This is a genomic window from Legionella micdadei (assembly GCF_000953635.1).
GTDB classification, from domain to species: Bacteria; Pseudomonadota; Gammaproteobacteria; order Legionellales; family Legionellaceae; genus Tatlockia; species Tatlockia micdadei.
Genome location: NZ_LN614830.1, coordinates 2729447 through 2750427, shown reverse-complemented (window position 1 = coordinate 2750427; position 20981 = coordinate 2729447). Strand labels below are relative to the sequence as shown.

Here is a 20981-nt window from a genome sequence, read left to right as displayed (position 1 = left end):
GAATGGAAATGAATAAAAATAAATTGCCTATAGGCGTATTTGATTCAGGGATGGGAGGTTTGACGGTGCTTCGTGCTTTAAAAACCACTCTCGCCCAGGAATCTTTTATCTATCTCGGTGATACCGCGCGCTTACCCTATGGCACTAAAAGTCCAAGTACCATCCAGCAATACGCTATCCAAATGGCTCGTGTTTTGGTGGAAAGGCAAATTAAAGCCTTAGTCATTGCTTGTAATACCGCCACTACCGCCGCACTATCACATCTACAAGCCATGCTTCCTGATATGCCCGTATTAGGGGTGGTGACTCCCGGTGCTTCTGCCGTGGTTGCTGCCACTAAAAATCATCGTGTCGCTGTGTTTGCCACAGAGACCACGATTGCTTCAAATGCTTATCAGCGCTTAATTACTTCCCATTTGCCACAAGCGAAGATTAGTGCCCGTGCTTGCAGCCTTCTAGTGGCTTTAGCGGAAGAAGGCATGGTGGAAAATGCCATTGCGCGAGAGGCCTTAAAACATTATTTATCTGATTTTAGCAATGAGGATACGCTTCTTTTAGGCTGCACACACTTCCCAGTCTTTAAGCCACTATTAGCTACGCTTCTACCAAATACAGTCACTATCGTGGATTCGGCTGAAGCGACGGCAAAAGCGTTGAAAGAGATGCTTGAACAAGCCAACTTGCTGAATACTGAGCAAGGGCAGGGAAATAAGATAAGTTATCTAGTCACTGACTCCGTTAACCGCTTTCAAGCGGTGGGTGAGATTTTCTTAGGCGAGCCTCTGCAGATTCATCAAATTGAATTAGTTGATGCGCAGATGCCTTCTTAGGTATTAAAGTTGTTGCCGTCATCCCGAAGCAAAGCGAGGAACCCCCTGACTCTTGGCAATAACCTACCAAGGAGATCCCTCACTACGTTCGGGACGACAATACATTGTCACCCCGAAGCAAAAGCGAGGGATCTCCTGAGTCTTGGCAATAACCTACCAAGGAGATCCCTCACTACGTTCGGGACGACAATACATTGTCACCCCGAAGCAAAAGCGAGAGACCTCCTGAGTCTTGGCAATAACCTCACTAAGGAGATCCTCACCACGTTCGGGACGACAATACATTGTCCCCCCGAAGCAAAAGCGAGGGACTTCCTGAGTCTTGGCAATAACCTCACTAAGGAGATCCTCACTACGTTCGGGACGACAATACATTGTCCCCCCGAAGCAAAAGCGAGAGACCTCCTGAGTCTTGGCAATAACCTCACTAAGGAGATCCCTCACTACGTTCGGGACGACAATACATTGTCACCCCGAAGCAAAAGCGAGAGACCTCCTGAGTCTTGGCAATAACCTCACTAAGGAGATCCTCACCACGTTCGGGACGACAATACATTGTCCCCCCGAAGCAAAAGCGAGGGACTTCCTGAGTCTTGGCAATAACCTCACTAAGGAGATCCTCACTACGTTCGGGACGACAATACATTGTCATCCCGAAGCAAAAGCGAGGGACCTCCTGAGTCTTGGCAATAACCTCACTAAGGAGATCCCTCACTACGTTCGGGACGACAATACATTGTCATCCCGAAGCAAAGCGAGGGACCTCCTGAGTCTTGGCAATAAACTCACTAAGGAGATCCCTCACTACGTTCGGGACGACAACATGCCGTCATTCTGTAACTTCAATCTGTTTACCGCGTGCGGACAAATAACGGGCTTCCATTTCAACATCAATATACCGATCTGTGGTTACACTAGAGCTGTGACCTGCATCATCGCGCACATGTTCTCGCGGCCTAGTCTTCACATCTTCCGAAATGCCCGTATGCCTTAACCAATGCACCGTCGCTGCAGCTAAATTATCTGCTTCTTCTGTTAGGCCTTTAAGACGCAATTCTTCGGCGGCTAAATCATAGCAAAGTTGCACTAAACGGCGAATGGGGGCAGTATCACTCATTGGGCCTGTACCTTTAATTTTGGGGAGAAGCGGAGAATTATCAGAAGGAGAAGGCAGTGGGGTTAATCCTAAAAACATGCGCCAACGCACAAGGCTTTCAAGCATGGCTTCACTGACAGCGATCCGGCGCTCCTTATTCCCTTTGCCCACTGTTGTAAACCACCAATAGCCATTGCTGTCTTTGGCAAAATCATTCATGGTTGGAATCCATCGGTCACTTGCTGCCAGTTCGGAGATTCGCAAGTACATCCCAAAAAGCATGCTTAGAATAAAACGCGTGCGCTCATGTTTTTCAGGATTTTCAGCTGCTAATTTTTCACTTGCACTAAGGACGGCATCCCATTGCCGCAAACTCAATCGCCTAATCGGTGCATTGTGTTGATGTTTACGAATAAATTTACTTTTTTGGCGAATTAAAGCAACTGGATTCGACGCTAGGTATTCTTCGGCAATTAAAAAATTAAACAACGTGCTTAAGATAGCAAAAATTTCCTGCACAGCACCTTGTGACAGACTAAACTGGTCAATGGAGGGTGAGGCGCCTTCTTTCCTGGCCGATTTGCTTATGGTAGCAACAAAAGGGCGCCATTCTTCATTCGGCACACGCTTTCCTTCTTTCTCAATAAAACGGGGCACTTTTTTAAGGCTAATCCAGCTTTCGGGCGGGTTTTGGCAAAAGCGGACAAATTGCTCAATGTCTTCACGTTTGAGTGCCGTGAGACAAACTTTTTTGATGTTCCAGCACCATTGGAGGAGTCGTTCTGTTTCACGGCGATAGCTGTTAAATGTGCCCTGGCTTCCTACGTAACTCTTAAGAAAATTGAGGCAATGATAAAAATCTGTTTGGAATTGAGGATGGGGGAGAACAACGTTCTCCATGTTTTTATGCAAGTGGTCTAGATTGTCAAACAGTGGTAAGAGTTTTAATTTCATGAATAAAATAGGGTAATAAACTTGCATCAATGCTAGCTTACTCCCTCTAAGTACAGCAATATTTTTATTAGCCTAAGCGAATTAGCAGCAAATATTATTATTGTCTCCTAAAATTTATCTACTCAGGGTTATTGACCTCAAGTAAAGCTCCGAGTATCATTTGCGCTCTGTCCTTGGGACGGGTTTAAAAACGGGGTGTAGCGCAGTCTGGTAGCGCGCCTGCTTTGGGAGCAGGATGTCGGGAGTTCGAATCTCTCCACCCCGACCAAAATTTTTTGCGCCCGTAGCTCATCTGGATAGAGCATCGGCCTTCTAAGCCGAGGGTAGCAGGTTCGAATCCTGCCGGGCGTGCCAGCCTTAGAGCAGATTCTCCTCACAGTTAAGGGTAAATGATGGTGGGCGTAGCTCAGTTGGTAGAGCCCCGGGTTGTGATCCCGGTTGTCGTGGGTTCGAGTCCCATCGCTCACCCCAGATCTCCTTAAACTGGCCGTTTTTGCATAAGATTCACTCCGAGTCTTTACAAGATAGGCTTACTGTTCGATAATTCCACCCTGTTTTGCGAAAGTGGCGGAACTGGTAGACGCGCTGGATTTAGGTTCCAGTGGGGTAACCCGTGAGAGTTCGAGTCTCTCCTTTCGCACCATTTTATGACAATATCCGAGAGGTGACTAGATGCAAGTTTCTGTTGAGACCTTGAAAGGTTTGGAGCGTAAAGTAACGGTTTCAGTGCCCACCGAAAAAATAGAGGAAGAAGTGAGCCTTCGTCTCCACAATCTTGCCCGCAAAGTAAAAGTAGATGGTTTTCGTCCTGGCAAAGTACCTATGCATGTCGTAAAAAGCCGATTCTCTAACAGTGTTCGCGAAGAAGTTGCCAGAGAAATGGTACAATCTACCTTATTTGAAGCATTGCAAAAAAACGAGTTAGTGCCTGCAGGTATGCCGACTGTTGAGCCTGAGAAAATTGAGTCCGGTAAAGACTTCAGATACACCGCATTTTTCGAAGTATTCCCAGAAATTAATATTACAGAATTAAACCAAGATGAAATCGAAGTCATTCGTGCGGAAGTTAAGGATAGCGACGTAACTGATATGCTGGAAAAATTGCGTGAGCAAAATAAAGAATGGCATGAAGTTTCACGCGCTGCTGCAAAAGACGATAAAGTCATCATTGATTTTGAAGGATTTATCAATGATAAAGCCTTTGAAGGAGGCAAAGCCGAAGGGTATGAAGTGATTATCGGGTCTGGTTCAATGATCCCAGGTTTTGAGGATGGGCTGATAGGTGGGAAAAAGGATAAGCAATTTGATATTAAAGTCACTTTTCCAGAAAATTATGGTCATCAAGAATTAGCCGGTAAAGAAGCAACATTCAAAATCACCATACACCAAGTGCTAGAGGGAAAATTACCGTCTTTAGATGATACTTTTGCTGAGAAATTCAACATCACCGAAGGTGGTATGGAAGCGCTGAAAAAAGACATTAAAGAAAATATGGTGCGTGAGCTCGAGCGCCGCGTTAATGCGATGAATCGTGAACGCATTTTTGATAAGCTACTGGCCGTCAACCAATTTGAGTTACCTAATGCATTGATTGACAAAGAAATTGAACATTTAAAGCATGACATGTACCATCGGCTTTTCGGTCATGAACATTCTGATCATGAGCAAATTCCTGACTTCCCTCGTGCTTTGTTCGAAGATCAAGCAAGAAGAAGGGTTCATTTAGGTTTGCTTTTTTCTGAGTACGTAAAAAAACATGAGCTTGTTGCTGATAAAGCCAGAGTTGATGCCATGATTGAAAAATTTGCTAGTGCATACGAAGATCCTGATTCGCTTCGAAGATGGTATCAAGAAAGCAAAGAGCGTGTGGCAGAAGTTGAAGCATTGGTGATGGAAGAAATAGTTGCCGAAAAAATCAGCGAAAATGCGAAGCTCGTCGAGAAAGAAATGAATTATGATGCAGTAATGAATCCCACTAAGGAAAGTGAGGCGAAAGGAGAGTAAATAGATGGGTTATTCAGACAATGTGATTAGAAATGCCAGTGGTTTGATTCCGATGGTTGTCGAGCAAACCGCAAGAGGCGAACGTTCCTATGATATTTATTCAAGGCTTTTGAAAGAAAGGATAATCTTTCTTCTAGGCGAAGTCGAAGACCATATGGCGAATTTGGTTGTTGCCCAACTCTTGTTTCTGGAATCAGAAAATCCTGAGAAGGACATCTCCTTGTATATTAATTCGCCTGGTGGTGTGGTGACAGCCGGACTCGCAATCTATGACACAATGCAATTCATCAAGCCTGATGTTAGTACGCTGTGTATCGGGCAGGCAGCAAGCGCTGCAGCACTTTTGCTTTGTTCTGGTGCTGAAGGTAAGCGTTTTTGCTTACCGAATTCCCGTGTCATGATCCATCAGCCATTAGGTGGTTATCGAGGGCAGGCTTCTGATATTGAAATTCATGCACGAGAAACATTAGCTGTGCGTGAGCGGTTGAATAGTATTATGGCTAAACATACTAAAAAAACGCCCGATCAAATCATGCGGGATACTGACCGTGATAATTTTATGAGTGCCACCCAAGCCTGCGAATATGGTTTAATAGATAAAGTTCTTTTCGATCGTGAAGCCATGGCTGCGTCTGAGTAATAGGATTGCCAATCTGTTATAATTAATGACAGGTTGGTAATTTTACTGGCTTTATTATTTCAATTGTCTAAAATTTTACTAGAGTATTTAGTTTAGCTAGTTAGCAGGGTAATAGCTCCCTTGGAGGAAGATAACTCGGTATTTTAGGTCCAAATTCAGTCGAGGTTGCACACGCAACACAACGGGCTCCGCATACATCAATGTGAGCCGCCCTGTTTTTCACGGGAACAAGTTTTTAAGATGTATTCAGCGTGCAAGTTCGGCTAGTAAGGGTATCTCCTTATACCAAGTAAGTTGTTGCTCTAGCAGTAAAGAAGGGGTTTGTAGATGAGTAGAACCGGTAACGGCGATGGCGATAAAGTTTTATATTGTTCATTTTGCGGAAAAAGTCAGCATGAAGTAAAAAAATTGATTGCTGGTCCATCTGTTTTCGTTTGTGACGAATGTGTTGAGTTATGCAACGACATTATACGTGAAGAGACTCAGGATACCCCGGAAGAAACTGAAACCCGCCTACCGACGCCTAAAGAAATCTCCAATTTTCTTGATGAATATGTAATAGGCCAACCACATGCCAAAAAGGTATTATCTGTTGCTGTTTATAATCATTACAAACGATTACAGCATAAAACAGAAGATGGCATCGAGTTAGGCAAAAGCAATATTCTGCTTATAGGGCCTACAGGGAGCGGTAAAACGCTACTTGCACAAACGTTAGCTCGATTGTTAAATGTGCCGTTTACCATGGCCGATGCGACTACTCTAACTGAAGCCGGTTACGTGGGCGAGGATGTAGAGAATATTATCCAGAAACTACTACAAAAATGCGATTATGATGTTGATAAGGCGCAGCAGGGAATCGTATATATCGACGAAATTGATAAAATTTCGCGCAAATCAGATAACCCATCGATTACCCGTGATGTTTCAGGCGAAGGTGTACAGCAAGCGTTATTAAAATTAATAGAGGGCACTATCGCTTCCGTACCGCCACAAGGTGGGCGTAAACATCCACAGCAAGAATTTTTGCAGGTCGATACTTCAAACATTCTGTTTATTTGCGGAGGCGCTTTTGCTGGGCTTGACAAGATTATTCGTGAACGAAGTGATAAATCGGGTATAGGTTTCTCAGCGCAATTGAAAAATCAGAAAAATCCTAAGGATATAGAAAAAATCCTTGAACAACTTGAGTCTGAGGATTTAGTAAAATATGGGCTAATTCCAGAATTCGTGGGAAGGTTACCGGTTGTCACCACACTTCATGAATTAAGTGAAGATGCGCTGGTCGATATTCTTACTCAGCCTAAAAATGCACTCACCAAGCAATTCCATGCCTTATTTAAAATGGAAAATGTTGAGCTTGAATTCCGTGAAGAAGCACTGCGCATGATAGCTAAAAAAGCACTTGAAAGAAAAATAGGTGCTCGAGGATTACGTGCGATCCTTGAAAATATTCTTTTAGACACCATGTATGAATTACCTTCTCTTGAAGGGGTTAAAAAAGTGGTGATTGATGAAAATGTCATTAATAACACGAGTAAACCCATCCTTATCTATGAAGGTGAGGAAGGCAAACAAACTGCTGCTGGCGGAAGGGAATAGTAGGATCTGTTTTCTACTACCTCGGCCAAAATAGCTGGATTTTTTAGGTTCCGATGCTCAGATACTGCGTTTCGGTGCCTGAAACCAGGCTATTTGGGCTCAAGCTAGTGAAGTAAATGGGTTCTGAAGTCGCTCGCAGTGGTTGCTTGCAAAAAATTCAACTGAATGGCTGTGCTATTTTCTCATAGGATTATCGTTTTGAATAAGGGCTCATTATGTCTAGCGAAAGCGAAAATGAAATCATGCCGTCTGAAAAGGAAGTAATGTCACCGCTACCCGTATTACCTCTTCGGGATGTTGTGGTGTACCCTCATATGGTCATTCCTTTGTTTGTTGGTCGGGAAAAATCCATAAAAGCGCTGGAAGCTTCGATGGTGGATAATAAACAGATTTTTTTAGTTGCTCAGCGAAAATCCTCCAACGATGATCCCGGTGTTGATGACGTGTTTAACGTTGGAACTGTTTCCAGCGTTCTACAATTACTAAAGCTTCCTGATGGTACAGTAAAAGTACTTGTTGAGGGGGAACAACGCGCTCGTGTTAAGTCTTATAAACTAGAGCAGGGTTTTCTCGAGGCGGATCTGGAACCAATTGAAGAAACAAACGAAACATTAAAAGAGCAGGAAATCGAAATTTTAATGCGCTCATTGATGTCTCAGTTTGAACAATACATTAAGCTCAACAAAAAAATACCACCTGAGGTGTTAAGTTCTTTAGCCAGCATTGAAGAACCGGGCCGTTTGGCAGACACCATTGCTGCCCACTTAAGTTTAAAAGTTGATGATAAGCAAGAATTACTTGAGACCATCGATATCGGTACTCGTTTGGAACGATTAATGGCTGCTATCGAGGGCGAAATCGATCTGCTCCATGTGGAAAAACGGGTGCGTGGACGAGTTAAACGCCAGATGGAAAAAAGTCAAAGGGAATATTATCTAAACGAACAAATTAAAGCGATACAAAAAGAGCTAGGCGAGCTTGGTGAAGAAGGCAACGAAATTGAACAATTAGAAGCTTCGATTAAAAAAGCAGGAATGCCAAAAGAAGCTAAAGAAAAGTCTTTATCTGAATTGCAGAAATTAAAGCTGATGTCACCGATGTCGGCTGAGGCGACAGTAATCCGCAATTACTTAGATTGGATGTTGAGCGTTCCTTGGAAGAGGAAGAATAAAATTCAGTTTGATTTACGCAAAGCGGAAAAACTCCTGGATAAAGAGCATTACGGCCTTGAGAAAGTTAAAGAACGCATTATCGAATACCTTGCGGTACAACAGCGGGTAAAACGGTTGAAAGGCCCAATCTTATGCTTGGTAGGGCCTCCGGGGGTAGGTAAGACCTCTTTAGGACAATCCATTGCTAATGCGACCGGTAGAACCTTCATCCGCATCGCCTTAGGTGGGGTAAGGGATGAAGCAGAAATCCGTGGCCATCGACGCACCTATATTGGCTCTATGCCGGGTAAAATCATCCAAAAATTGTGCAAGGCAGGGGTAAAAAATCCGCTGATCATGCTTGATGAAGTCGATAAAATGGCTATGGATTTTCGCGGGGATCCTGCTTCTGCCCTCCTCGAGGTGCTTGATCCCGAACAAAACCATACGTTCAATGACCATTACCTTGAAGTTGATTATGACTTAAGTGATGTCATGTTTATTGCAACTGCGAATTCGCTGGAGATTCCAGCCCCGTTGCTAGACCGAATGGAAGTTATTCGTTTAGCGGGTTACACCGAAGACGAAAAAATACACATTGCGACAAGTTATTTGGTACCAAAACAGCTCGTGCTAAATGGACTTAAACCAGAGGAAATTAGCATCGGTGAGAGCGCTATTCGCGAGATTGTCCGTCATTACACGCGTGAAGCAGGCGTACGTAATTTAGAACGTGATATCGCCAGCATTTGCCGTAAAGTAGTGAAAGAAATCTTAACAGGTAAGCGAGTCAAAAAAGTCGCTGTTTCGCGCACTAATATCGAGAAATACCTTGGCGTGAAAAAGTTCCGCTACGGTCTTGCCGAAGAGTTCGATCAGGTGGGTCAAGTGACAGGCCTCGCTTGGACCAGTGTTGGAGGAGAGCTGCTCACTATCGAGGCATCGATGATGCCGGGTAAGGGCAAAACGACACACACAGGCCAATTGGGCGAAGTGATGCAAGAGTCTATTCAGGCAGCGATGACGGTGGTTAGAAGCCGCGCGAAGTCTTTTGGCCTAACAGACGATTTTTATGATAAAAATGATTTTCACGTCCACGTCCCAGAAGGGGCAACACCTAAAGATGGCCCAAGTGCGGGTATTGGCATGTGTACCGCTCTTGTTTCTGTGGTCACACAAATACCCGTGCGCGCTGATGTTGCAATGACCGGTGAAATTACTTTGCGTGGCCAGGTCCTTCCGATAGGTGGTTTAAAGGAAAAACTCCTTGCTGCGCACCGCGGTGGAATTAAGCATGTGATCATTCCTGAAGAAAATCGAAAGGATCTCGAAGAGATTCCAGACAATGTCTTAAGGAAACTGACCATTCATCCGGTAAAAACCATTGAAGAGGTGCTAGCGCTCGCACTACAACGAAGTCCTATCGTAAAATCCGCTGAATCGACTCCCTCTGAGGTTATTTCTCGAGGAACTTCGAAAAAAAGTAAAAATAAAGATTTACACGCCCATTAATACCGGGTATATTTCACACCGTTGCCCGCTGCTGGCGGGCGATGCAAGGAAGTGACTGCTTGACTGAGGTAGATGATTTTGTTCTAATCACCTTGGATAAGGAAGAATAACTGATTAGGGGAAAAGATGAATAAGAGTGAATTGATTGAAGCAATTGCAAGTGGCTCAGGCGTAACAAAAGCAGACGCTAGTCGAGTTCTCGAAACTTTTATGATGACCGTCACTGATGCACTCAAAAGAGGCGATCAGGTTGTGCTGCCAGGCTTCGGTTCTTTCTCCACTGGCAATCGTTCTGCGCGTACCGGCAGAAACCCGCAGACAGGAGCAACAATTGAAATTAAAGCTTCAAGAGTTGCTAAATTTAAAGCAGGTAAATCTTTAAAAGAAGCTGTACAGGAAGGCTAAGTTTTTTGGGTGCTTAGCTCAGCTGGGAGAGCATCGCCCTTACAAGGCGAGGGTCGCAGGTTCGATCCCTGCAGCACCCACCAAGAATAGGAGTGGTAGTTCAGCAGGTTAGAATACCGGCCTGTCACGCCGGGGGTCGCGGGTTCGAGTCCCGTCCACTCCGCCAGATTAACGCGCCGAAGGGCGCGTTTTTTTTATCAGCTGTGTTTAAAGTAGTAGATCAAGTCCCCCTTATGTTGGCCTTGGCACAAAGTCAGATTTGAGCCCAGGTTGTAAGGAACTTTTTCTAAAACCGCTGGCATAAGTTGTGCTAAATAGGGCTGTTCCTCAATATGGAGCTGGTCTATTGCTGTTAAATCGAGATTTTCTTGCGAATTGACCAATATGGAACTTCGAACATGTTGCAGAAGCTGAACGAACGCATACAGGGTATTATAGCCTGGGTAGTTATTATTCTGATTGCTGTTACCTTTACCTTATTCGGAGTAGACTATTACATGCAATTCCATCAAGCTTCGGATGTCGAAGTTGATGTGAATGGACATCCGATTACTAAACAGGTTTTTGAAGTCAATTATCGCCGGATTCGTCAACAGCGTGACCCTTCTCAATTGACTGCTGCCAGTGAATCAGCGCTTAGAAAGCAAGTGCTCACTGCCATGATTACAAATGAAGTCAGTGTGCAAGCAGCCAGAAATGCAGGTTTTGAAGTGAGTAAAGAGCAAGCTGATGCTGCCATACTTAGCATTCCGCAATTTCAGCAAGATGGCCACTTTTCTCCCGAACGATACCAGCAAGCGTTAAGCGGTGCTATGTTTACCCCTGAATCATTTCAAAATGAAGTAAGACAAGGTATGTTGCTCAATCAACAACGCTTTGCATTCATTGGTACTGCGTTTGCCTTACCCAACGAAATTAAACGGTTCGTTAAGCTCTACATGCAAACCAGAGACTATGATTATTTAGAGATTCCCGCTTCTCTCTTCATGAAAAATAATCAAATTTCTGATGCGGCGATCAATGACTATTACCAGCATCATCAAAAAGAATTTTTGTCACCAGAAAAAGTAAGTATCGATTACGTTCGTTTATCTACCCAGCAAATCAAAGATAAAATTCAAATTACCCCTGATGACATAAAACGTTATTATGACGAGAATAAGGATAATTATCTTACACCTGCACAATGGCAAGTAGCACATATCCTTTTTGCAGTGCCAGAGGATGCTTCGGATGAGACACAAAATCAGATAAAACAAAAAGCGGATGAGACGTACCAAGCATTACAAAAAAATCCTACACAATTTAACGAGTTCGTAAAAACAAATTCTGATGATAAATTGTCAATCGCTAACCAAGGATTGCTTCCCTGGTTGGTTGCCGGTCAATCAGGTTTCGATAAAACATTGGCTAATCTAACCCAGCCAGGACAAATCTCACCTCCAGTGAAATCACCCCACGGTTATGAAATTTTTAAACTGGTTGCCTATAAACCTGCTACAGTAAAACCTTTAGCAGAGGTTGAGTTCAGTATTAAAGAGCAATTGCTCGCGGATCTTGCTCAGACTCAGTATGCCCAAGCTTTAGAGCAACTGAGTGATTTAAGTTATCAAAGCCCGGACTCTTTGGCGCCTGTTTCTGATGCTTTAAAGCTGCCAGTTGAGCACACCGAACCTTTTTCGCGTCAAGGTGGAAGCACAGAGTTAACTAAAAATAAACAAGTCGTCAATGCTGCGTTTAGTCATGATGTGTTGAATCTTGGCAATAATAGCGACCCAATTCAAGTGGACAACGACAGTGTGATCGTTCTGCGTGTGAATCAGCACCTGCCTGCAGCCGAAAAACCATTGGCCGAGGTCAAAGATTTTATTGTAAAAAAACTCGCTCTATTGAATGCTGAGCAGCAAGCAAAACAATTGGGTACCGAGTTGCTGTCTGATAAAGAAGATGAAAGCCAGCAAGAGAAATTAATGCAAATGAACCAACTGCAATGGCATGAGGTAGAGAAGGCCACTCGCGATACAGATAAAGCGGAGCCTGCCATCAACGATTTAGCTTTTAGCCTGCCACGGGTAAATAGCCGTGATGGCCGTAGCTTAAATAATGGCAATTATGTGATTGTGCGTTTGAAGCAAATCAATGATGGCGAATTGGAATCATTAGATAAAGAGCAGCAGGCAAGCATCGCTCAACAAATTGAATCGAGCTATGGGGTAATGGATTATGATTTATACATCAATGATCTAGTTCAGACTGCAAAAATTGGAAAACCTAAGTAGTAAGGGGGTTAATAATGGCAGGTATATTTACCAGCAACTTGCTCGCTCAGCTTCAGTTAAGCTTAGTGAAAGACTATCAACAATTTCTATCTGAACATAAAACCTACGAAGAAATTTGTTCCCTTTTGCGTTCCAAGCTTGATTGTATTATAATCAAGATAGTTCATTGTATAGTCTTGAACCTTCCGAGAAACTTAAAGCCTACACGGTACTTAACACTTTTTTAGCAGCCTGTCCCCAATATTTAGAGCATGAGGGTTATAGGCCTCCATTGGTCTACCGACCGATAATTGAAATCCGTCTCGTAGAAGATTATCGAAGACATTCTCATTACTGTTATTGCCCAACTAATGACTTTATTTTCTATTGGTTCATGCTCGATGCCTTGTCTTACCATCATCACCATGGACCATTTGTTGACGTTGGAGGCATCGGAGGTCACCACCATGGCCATCCAAACTCAGGGTTTTCTGGTGGTGGTGGCAATGATGAAAAGAAAGCTCAACTTTGGGCGGTTCTTGCCATAATCGCGCTTGCACTGATCGGGATTGTCTTGACCACTGTCGCGTTAATTTTTCTTTTTAGGGCCTTTGCTGATAGTATGGAACGCTTGTGGCATAACGAAGGAATTCGCCAAGCCCTTGTTTCCATGCTCAGCATGGCTGCATTCGGTGCTGCATCTGGTGTACTCACGTTTTTCTTCCTTACTGCCCCTCTCACCACACTTGCTTTAGCGGCTGGAATTACCAACCCTGTAGGCCTCATTGTTTTAAGTATTATTTGCTTATCCCTTATCGGTGCTTTTGCAGGGAATTTACTTATTAATGCATTTCAAAATTATATAATTAAAATTGCTAATCCGGATGCGCTGGATCCTGCGGATCCTCATCGTTATACGCTCGATGAGGAAGAGTTAAGAGAGGCGAATCTTGACCCAATAAAAGTAAACTGTGCTATCGCTACCCTTCGTCAACAACTAGGTAAACAAAGCGTTCCTAATTGGTTTTCGCGAAGTAGAGAGAAGCAAGAAATTTTAAACACGATAAGGCAATTGCGTCGTGGTGAACTGTCTGAAGTGGATATAGAAATCGATAAACAAACCTTCCGCTTCAATTTGCGTCCTTTCCCACAACCTGTTGTGTACGTTCACCAGCATCCATCTATGATGCCATCAGCACCGTCGGACGGGTTTGGTATTATACCGCCGCCGGTTTATGGTCACCCCTCTGAGAGGGTCCCATCGACTGGATACCCGCAATACCCTACTTTCTATGCACAACCAGAACAGTATACCTCACCAGTGCAATTTCCTACTCCGATGGCCTCAGGTTATCCGCCTGTTCAACCAGGCTATCCTGGTGTCCAACCCCCATATACTCCGGTTGAAGATCCGTATGCGCACCATGGCTATACACATCCCAATCCTATGGGTCAACAATTCTAATAAAGTTAACGTGGGTCATCTTGACCCACATTTGCCATAGCTGAGTCATTCATCATTGTTATCTTCTTAGATCCAGTCAGTAAACTGAGTCGCGACCCGGTGCTGTCAGGTTAAGAAATTTTGTCTTTTGAAAAGGAACGACAACTCTCGCCCGCGATAACTTTTTGTTGTCCCGCGATTGGTTCGCGGGATTTAAGAAATGTTGATTTTTTTCTTTATTCAATGAGGCTTATTGATCGCTGCTACCTTAGTTGAGTTGAAAACTGCTATCTGCATGGTCATCGCAAATATCTTTACTATCCGGAAACCTGGCTTTTTTTTCGTTTTTATTATTAAAGAAATCAAAACTTTTCTTAAGGGTTTCGGGACTCATGATTGGCTTATAGGCAATTTTTAAGTTGATATGCGGATACTGTTCTAATTTCTTCTGGATCATAAGCAGTTCTTCCGCAGAAAATCCATTACAGATAGTTATTTTCTTTAGAGTTCTATTATTTTTCTCGATTAAAGCGAGCAAGGTTTTTAGGTTTGTATGATTGTTAGACGGGATGAAATCGTAAATAACAATACTCTCCAGTCTAAGTTCCATTTCATTTAACATGGTAAGTGCATCTGCAAATTGTTCTTTTTTCTCAGTGGGAGGACAAAGGCTTGGAGAAAGCACATCGATGATGCTTAGATATTTTACTCCTCCGAATATTGAATAATCGAAAGGAGTATCTTGCTCAGCCTTCTTTTTTTTCCATTGATGAACGGTTTGTTGTAATGTAGGTGAATTTTCTTCCCAGTTCGTATTAAGGGCTAATTCAACGGCGTGTTGACTCGAGAAAATAGGGGCTAACTCGTCTTCCTCCATGTTATGAAAGAGAGAAAAACCAGATGGTTGTATTCCGACCTTTCCTGTTTTTTCTTGTGACTTGCCAAAACTATCCGCCCTTTTATCGTCGTATAAGTGATCAGTCGATTTCTTTTGTTCAGAAAAAGAGGGCATTTTTTTGAATGTGTTGGTGAAGCGGAGTTTTGGTCTTTCAGTCAAGTTGTTAATATTATTTAAGGATGGATTGATTTGCTCTCGCCCCGTTTGGGTATCCTCTCCTTCGGATTTGGAGTTTCCTGAAGAGATAGCTAATTTTGGAGGATTATTGCTTTTTTCGGTTGTATTTTTTTTCGAAGGGTTACTCATGAATGCTCCTTAATGATCGTTTTTGATTTGACTCACCAAAAAAGAGATAGAAAAGTAATTCTGCTCTGAGTGGCGGAGTTGCGTGTATCAAAATATCATGAAGTCGAGTAACTAAGTAGTTTTTTGAACAAGCAATTTTTATAAAAATTGTTCTATAACCTGCTGATTTTTTTCCAAACTATGGCGAAATAATGCTCTGGAAAAGCGATCTGGTATTGGTTGCGGCGTTTGACCCAATAACACGGATTTGAATAAGATCCAATATTGGGTCAGACGACTCTACCTATAAATTAATCCATCTTCCCCAAATCGGACATTGCCACAGCATGATAACCGGCATCCACGTGAACCACTTCCGCAGTAATTCCTGAAGCTAAGTCGGAGCAGAGGAAAGCGGCAGTATTACCCACTTCTTCCGCGGTGACATTACGCTTCATAGGAGTAGTGTTGGCATAGGCAGTTTGCATTTTACGGAAATCCTTAATGCCTGCAGCTGCCAAGGTTTTAATTGGGCCTGCGGATATTGCGTTGACGCGAATCCCACGAGGACCTAAGCTTGCAGCCAAATAGCGTACAGACGCCTCTAAACTGGCTTTGGCAATACCCATGACATTGTAATTAGGTACTGCCTTTTCAGCGCCATAATAGCTAAGTGTTAAAATTGATCCTTGTGTATCTTGCATCAGGGGTAGGGCAGCTTTAGCAAGGCCGATTAAGCTGTAGGCACTGATGTCATGCGCAATATGGAAACCCTCGCGATGCACACTATCAATAAAATCACCACTAATTTGGTCAGCCGGGGCGAAAGCAACGGAATGAATAAGAATATCCAATTTATTCCAATGGCTCCCCAATTGTTCAAAAACAGCTTGAATATCAACATCGCTGGCGACATCGCAAGGAAATGTTAAGTTGGAATTAAATTCGGCGGCCATCGATTCGACGCGGCCTTGTAATTTTTCATTTTGGTAAGTGAAAGCCAGTTCGGCGCCTTGCTCGTGAAATGCTTTAGCAATGCCATAGGCTATAGAGCGATTGCTTGCTAGGCCAACAATCAGTGCTTTCTTTCCGCTTAAAAATCCCATCGTTTTCTCCTCTAACCGTTTTTATGCTGCGCGAGTAACTCACGCATTTTAGCTTGAATCATATCAATGGCAATACGATTTTCTCCACCTCGCGGAACAATGATGTCTGCATAACGACTGGAAGGCTCAATGAATTGTAAGTACATTGGTCTGACAGTTGTTTCATATTGATGGACAACGGATTCAAAGGAACGCTGGCGTTCAACGACATCTCGTTTCAAGCGGCGAGTTAAACAGACATCCAACGGCGTAGACATAAAGATACGGATGTCCATGATTTCACGCAATGCTCTGTCCGTGAATAACAGAATCCCTTCAAGTACTATAATGGCATGCTGGCCTACACGACGGGTTTCGGATAGGCGGATATGCTTTGAATGGGAGTAGATAGGAATCTCAACCGAATCCCCTTGTTGCAGTTTACGCAGATGGTCACAAAGGAGTGCATGATCAAATGCATCAGGATGGTCGTAGTTAATTTTCTCTCTTTCAGTGAAAGGGAGATGACTATTGTCTTTATAATAAGCATCTTCCGAGATGACAACGACTTGTTCAGAACCCAATTCGGTAACAATTGTGTTAGCTAGAAGACTTTTCCCAGAAGCAGAAGGACCAGAAATCCCGATAATAATTGTTTGTTTGTTCATGACGCCACTATTCGAAATTTTGTGCAAATGGTAAGGCTTTACGGTGATAAATTCAATTCGTTTCTTCTTTTTGCCGCTTAAGAAGAACATATAAAGCACCTTCACCGCCGTCACGTGCTAAAGCACTGTGAAAAGCTAAAACCTGTGGAAATTGGGTGAGCCATCGATTAACCAGGTTTTTTAACACAGGTGCTTCACCTTTATGACTGCCTTTACCATGAATAATTAAAAGGCTCCTATGGGCTAATGCAAATTGCTGCCCAATAAATTTAACCAATGCTTCCTTTGCATCATCCGGTTTTAAGCCGTGTAAGTCCAATTTTGCCTGCCAAGGAATTTTCCCTGTTTTTAATTCCCTTAACCGTTTATTAGGAAGAGGAGAACTAGTATAAGACAATATTGTGTTCGCTTGGACTTCCTCAGCATAATAATCAGAAAGATAAACTGTAGTTGTTTTGGTTACAGTAACGCTTTCCCGCTTACGGTTTTTGACTGTTGTAGACACTAAGCTAATCTTATCGTTTTTTTTTAGCGGCTTTACATCGCTCATCATTTTACGAAATAAAGCTTTGTCTTCTTCAGACAAAGAATCATCAGACATAAGGATTTTTATTCACCGAAAGCATATATAAATGATTATAACGCATTTAGAATGGGAAAAACGAAGAGGATGATGTTAAAAGACAAAGTCTCCAAATTAACGTACAATTTGTGGTAATTATGTTCTCTGCGTTAACATATTAGGCTTTGCAACATTTAAGGCAATTTATGAATGACACCTACGCAACATTAACAGCTCATTTTGAAACCATTGTTGATTTTCTCCGGTTTGGTGTAAGTCAAGCGCATGCATCAAATCTTTTCTATGGTCATGGAACCGATAATGCTTGGGATGATATGTTAGCATTGATTTTGGGAAGCTTATCTTTGCCTCTCGATTGCGATCCCTTGCTCTTACAAGCCCGTTTGACTTCTGTGGAGAAGCAAATGTTAGTCAATCGATTATCACGCCGGATTATTGAAAAGATTCCAGTGCCTTATCTTACTAATGAAGCGTATTTTTGTGATCTTGCTTTCTATGTGGATGAAAGGGTCTTAATTCCCCGATCGCCTATTGCTGAGCTTATCAAACAGCAGTTTTCTCCTTGGATAGACACAGATAGGGTGGAAAACATTCTCGATATGTGTACAGGTAGTGCTTGTATTGCTATTGCTTGTCACTATGCTTTTCCTGATGCGCTGATTGATGCGGTGGATATCTCCACCAGTGCTTTAGAGGTTGCGGCCATTAATCGGGAGCGCCACGGACTGCAAGATATTCTCACACTTATTGAATCTGATTGTTGGGTTCATGTACCTAAGAAGCAGTATGATTTAATAGTCGCTAATCCTCCTTATGTCGGTTCGGAAGAAATGCAGACTTTGCCTAAGGAGTATCTCCATGAGCCTCGTCTTGCTTTGGAAACAGATAATAATGGTTTAGCCATTGTTGAAAAAATTCTTGCAAAAGCCCATGATTACTTATCAGAGCATGGCATTTTGGTCGTTGAAGTGGGTAACAGTGAAGAGGCGCTTGTTGAGGCTTTCCCACAAGTTCCTTTTACTTGGCTTGACTTCGAATATGGCGGACACGGGGTATTTTTGTTGACGTACCAACAATTAAAAGCGCATTTTGCGCCTTAAGGCAACTAAATGAGTGGGAATACATTTGGAAAATTATTTACTGTAACAACTTTCGGTGAAAGTCATGGGACTGCACTGGGCTGTATAGTAGATGGTTGTCCTCCTGGTATGGCCTTATCGGAAGAAGACATCCAGCCATTCCTCGATAAGCGCAAACCTGGTCAGTCAAAATACACTACGCAAAGGCGTGAGGAAGATAAAGTCGAAATTCTTTCTGGGGTATTTGAGGGCTTAACCACGGGGACACCCATCGCATTACTGATTAAAAACAGCGATCAACGCTCGAGCGATTACGAGTCCATTAAGACCATTTTTCGCCCCGGGCATGCAGATTTTACCTATCAGCATAAATACGGACTTCGTGATTATCGTGGGGGGGGGCGGTCTTCGGCGCGAGAAACCGTGGCCAGAGTTGCTGCAGGTGCCATTGCCCGCCTTTATTTACAACGGGTCCTAGGCATTGATATTTTGGGTTATTTGCAGCAAATGGGTACTCTCACTTTGGATTTTGTTGATGAAGCAGAAATAGGTAATAACCCTTTTTTCTGTCCTAATCAGCATCAAATCCAAGATTTAGCTGCCTATATTGATCAATTGCGGCGCCAAGGTGATTCAGTGGGAGCCCGGGTAACAGTGATAGCGCGAGGCGTGCCAATCGGATTGGGTGATCCGGTTTTTGATAAACTAGATGCCACTTTGGCTTATGCGTTGATGTCGATTAATGCTGTAAAAGGTGTGGAGATTGGCGCCGGATTTGCGGCAGTTGCGCAATTAGGAAGTGAGCATCGCGATGAAATGACTCGGGAAGGGTTCCTTAGCAATAATGCAGGTGGGGTTCTCGGTGGAATTTCTACGGGACAACCTGTAGTTGTAAGCATTGCTTTGAAGCCTACGTCTAGTATCGTTAAGCCGGGTAAGTCAATTAATACCGAAGGTGAAGAGGTTACAGTGGTCACAAAAGGCCGTCATGACCCTTGTGTAGGCATTCGTGCAGTGCCTATTGCTGAAGCTATGATGGCTTTGGTGTTGCTCGATCATTATTTGCGCCATAAAGCGCAAAATAGGTAGGAAACTTTGACAATTCTACTATCTTGGCCGAAATGCCTTGATTTTCGAACATTGCAGCATACATGGGTAGGTGGGCGGCAAAGGACAGAAAATCCAGGGATTTAAGCTCAATCTAACGAATTGTTAACCTAGTATAGGTTTTAAATTTTTGGTAATCGAGGAGGTAATAATCCCACGGCTTTATGACTCAATAATCCGAGCCGCGCGTGTGAACAAGGGGATATAGGAGTGTCGCTTCTAATTCGCTCCCTCATAGTCGCAGCCCGTATTACCTTAACTTAATAGTCAGTGGGTAAATGCTTTTTCTCAATAAATGCTATCATCCTGAAAGGAAGATAAATAATTTGACCCCCTAGTTGAGGTAGTGATGAACAGACGACTCAATATTGCAATTGTTGGAGCAACTGGTGCAGTGGGTGAAACCCTGCTTAACGTATTGGAAGAGCGGGATTTCCCTGTCGATAAGATTTATCCTCTCGCCAGTCACCGCTCAGTTGGCAATACAGTGACATTTAATAAAAGCGAATTGGATGTGCTTGATTTAGCTGACTTTGATTTCAGCAAGGCAGATATTGCTCTATTTTCCGCAGGCGGAGCTGTATCTAAAGAGTACGCACCTATAGCAGCTAAGGCCGGTTGTATTGTGGTCGATAATACATCTTGCTTTCGCTATGACAATGATATTCCACTCGTTGTTCCAGAAGTTAACCCCCACCGAATTGCAGAATACAAAAATCGCGGCATTATTGCTAACCCGAATTGCTCTACTATACAAATGGTCGTCGCTTTAAAACCCCTACATGATGCAGTAGGAATCAGCCGTATCAATGTTGCAACGTATCAAGCGGTTTCCGGAACGGGTAAAAAAGCAATTGCTGAACTAGTTTCGCAAACGGGTGAATTGCTAAATGGTCGTCCGGCACGTCATTCCGTTTATCCATATCAAATTGCGTTTAATGTTTTACCCCATATCGATGAATTTCAAGAGAATGGTTACACCCGTGAAGAAATGAAGATGGTATGGGAAACAAAAAAAATCATGGAAGACGAATCGATTCTCGTGAATCCAACGACAGTACGTGTTCCAGTGCTTTATGGGCATTCTGAGGCCATTCATCTTGAATTAAAGGCGCCAATGACTGTAGAAGAAGCACGCAATTTGCTTTCAAAGGCGCCAGGAGTTAAATTAATAGATAATACGGCCAAATTGCAGTATCCAACACCAATTACTCATGCAATTGGCCATGATGAAGTTTTTGTCGGCCGCATTCGCAAAGACATTTCTCATCCCAATGGATTAAATTTATGGGTCGTTGCAGACAATATCCGTAAAGGAGCAGCGACAAATGCTGTGCAAATTGCAGAAATTCTGCAGCGTGAGTATTTATAATTTATACT

At 43.1% G+C, this 20981-nt stretch carries 16 protein-coding genes and 6 tRNA genes; 17 read left to right on the top strand and 5 right to left on the bottom strand.

Annotation, left to right across the window (positions count from 1 at the left end; all coding sequences use genetic code 11):
• Positions 1–8: 8 nt before the first annotated feature.
• Positions 9–830, top strand: coding sequence for a glutamate racemase (gene murI / locus LMI_RS12275; RefSeq protein WP_045100757.1), 822 nt, complete (start codon positions 9–11; stop codon positions 828–830).
• A gap of 829 nt (positions 831–1659) precedes the next feature.
• On the opposite strand, the gene LMI_RS12260 is transcribed toward murI, so the two are convergent.
• The gene (locus tag LMI_RS12260) at positions 1660–2880 is read right to left on the bottom strand and encodes a tyrosine-type recombinase/integrase (RefSeq protein WP_045100756.1); all 1221 of its coding nucleotides are present in this window, start codon (positions 2878–2880) and stop codon (positions 1660–1662) included.
• Between the two features lie 191 nt (positions 2881–3071).
• On the opposite strand from LMI_RS12260, the gene LMI_RS12255 reads away from it, so the two are divergent.
• The 13 genes from LMI_RS12255 (at position 3072) to LMI_RS12190 (ending at position 13917) form a co-directional block, all read left to right on the top strand.
• Positions 3072–3148: transfer RNA gene (locus tag LMI_RS12255), tRNA-Pro, on the top strand.
• A 9-nt stretch (positions 3149–3157) separates the two neighbouring features.
• Positions 3158–3234 (top strand) — tRNA-Arg (locus LMI_RS12250).
• Positions 3235–3275: 41 nt separating this feature from the next.
• Positions 3276–3351: transfer RNA gene (locus LMI_RS12245), tRNA-His, on the top strand.
• Between the two features lie 87 nt (positions 3352–3438).
• Positions 3439–3523 (top strand) — tRNA-Leu (locus LMI_RS12240).
• A gap of 29 nt (positions 3524–3552) precedes the next feature.
• The gene (tig, locus tag LMI_RS12235) at positions 3553–4884 is read left to right on the top strand and encodes a trigger factor (RefSeq protein WP_045100051.1); all 1332 of its coding nucleotides are present in this window, start codon (positions 3553–3555) and stop codon (positions 4882–4884) included.
• 4 nt (positions 4885–4888) lie between these two features.
• Complete coding sequence (gene clpP / locus LMI_RS12230) at positions 4889–5524, top strand: ATP-dependent Clp endopeptidase proteolytic subunit ClpP (protein WP_045100050.1); 636 nt, start codon at positions 4889–4891, stop codon at positions 5522–5524.
• Positions 5525–5851: 327 nt separating this feature from the next.
• Positions 5852–7126 (top strand): ATP-dependent Clp protease ATP-binding subunit ClpX, encoded by a 1275-nt coding sequence (clpX, locus tag LMI_RS12225; RefSeq protein ID WP_045100049.1) that lies wholly within the window; start codon positions 5852–5854, stop codon positions 7124–7126.
• A gap of 215 nt (positions 7127–7341) precedes the next feature.
• The gene (lon, locus tag LMI_RS12220; RefSeq protein WP_045100048.1) at positions 7342–9789 is read left to right on the top strand and encodes an endopeptidase La; all 2448 of its coding nucleotides are present in this window, start codon (positions 7342–7344) and stop codon (positions 9787–9789) included.
• Between the two features lie 126 nt (positions 9790–9915).
• The gene (locus LMI_RS12215) at positions 9916–10194 is read left to right on the top strand and encodes an HU family DNA-binding protein (RefSeq protein WP_045100047.1); all 279 of its coding nucleotides are present in this window, start codon (positions 9916–9918) and stop codon (positions 10192–10194) included.
• Positions 10195–10201: 7 nt separating this feature from the next.
• Positions 10202–10277, top strand: a tRNA-Val gene (locus LMI_RS12210).
• Positions 10278–10283: 6 nt separating this feature from the next.
• Positions 10284–10360, top strand: a tRNA-Asp gene (locus LMI_RS12205).
• Between the two features lie 232 nt (positions 10361–10592).
• On the top strand, positions 10593–12473 hold the full coding sequence (locus LMI_RS12195) for a SurA N-terminal domain-containing protein (RefSeq protein ID WP_045100045.1): 1881 nt from the start codon (positions 10593–10595) through the stop codon (positions 12471–12473).
• Positions 12474–12639: 166 nt separating this feature from the next.
• Positions 12640–13917, top strand: coding sequence for a hypothetical protein (locus LMI_RS12190; RefSeq protein WP_045100044.1), 1278 nt, complete (start codon positions 12640–12642; stop codon positions 13915–13917).
• A gap of 247 nt (positions 13918–14164) precedes the next feature.
• Here the strand turns inward: LMI_RS12190 and LMI_RS12185 are convergent, their stop codons facing one another.
• The 4 genes from LMI_RS12185 to LMI_RS12170 form a co-directional block, all read right to left on the bottom strand.
• Entirely contained in the window at positions 14165–15100 is a 936-nt protein-coding gene (locus LMI_RS12185; RefSeq protein WP_045100043.1) for a hypothetical protein, read from the bottom strand.
• Positions 15101–15390: 290 nt separating this feature from the next.
• On the bottom strand, positions 15391–16185 hold the full coding sequence (locus tag LMI_RS12180; protein ID WP_045100042.1) for an enoyl-ACP reductase FabI: 795 nt from the start codon (positions 16183–16185) through the stop codon (positions 15391–15393).
• Between the two features lie 11 nt (positions 16186–16196).
• On the bottom strand, positions 16197–16832 hold the full coding sequence (udk, locus tag LMI_RS12175; RefSeq protein WP_045100755.1) for a uridine kinase: 636 nt from the start codon (positions 16830–16832) through the stop codon (positions 16197–16199).
• A gap of 52 nt (positions 16833–16884) precedes the next feature.
• Complete coding sequence (locus LMI_RS12170) at positions 16885–17433, bottom strand: Smr/MutS family protein (RefSeq protein WP_045100041.1); 549 nt, start codon at positions 17431–17433, stop codon at positions 16885–16887.
• Positions 17434–17600: 167 nt separating this feature from the next.
• Here LMI_RS12170 and prmB point away from each other — a divergent pair, with 167 nt between their 5' ends.
• From prmB to LMI_RS12155, 3 genes are all read left to right on the top strand, one after another.
• Positions 17601–18515 carry a 50S ribosomal protein L3 N(5)-glutamine methyltransferase gene (prmB, locus tag LMI_RS12165; RefSeq protein WP_045100040.1) on the top strand — a complete coding sequence of 305 codons (915 nt, stop codon included), beginning with the start codon at positions 17601–17603 and terminating at the stop codon, positions 18513–18515.
• A gap of 9 nt (positions 18516–18524) precedes the next feature.
• Positions 18525–19583, top strand: a complete 1059-nt coding sequence (gene aroC / locus LMI_RS12160; RefSeq protein WP_045100039.1) for a chorismate synthase — start codon at positions 18525–18527, stop codon at positions 19581–19583.
• Positions 19584–19950: 367 nt separating this feature from the next.
• Positions 19951–20973 (top strand): aspartate-semialdehyde dehydrogenase, encoded by a 1023-nt coding sequence (locus LMI_RS12155; protein ID WP_045100038.1) that lies wholly within the window; start codon positions 19951–19953, stop codon positions 20971–20973.
• Positions 20974–20981: the final 8 nt, after the last annotated feature.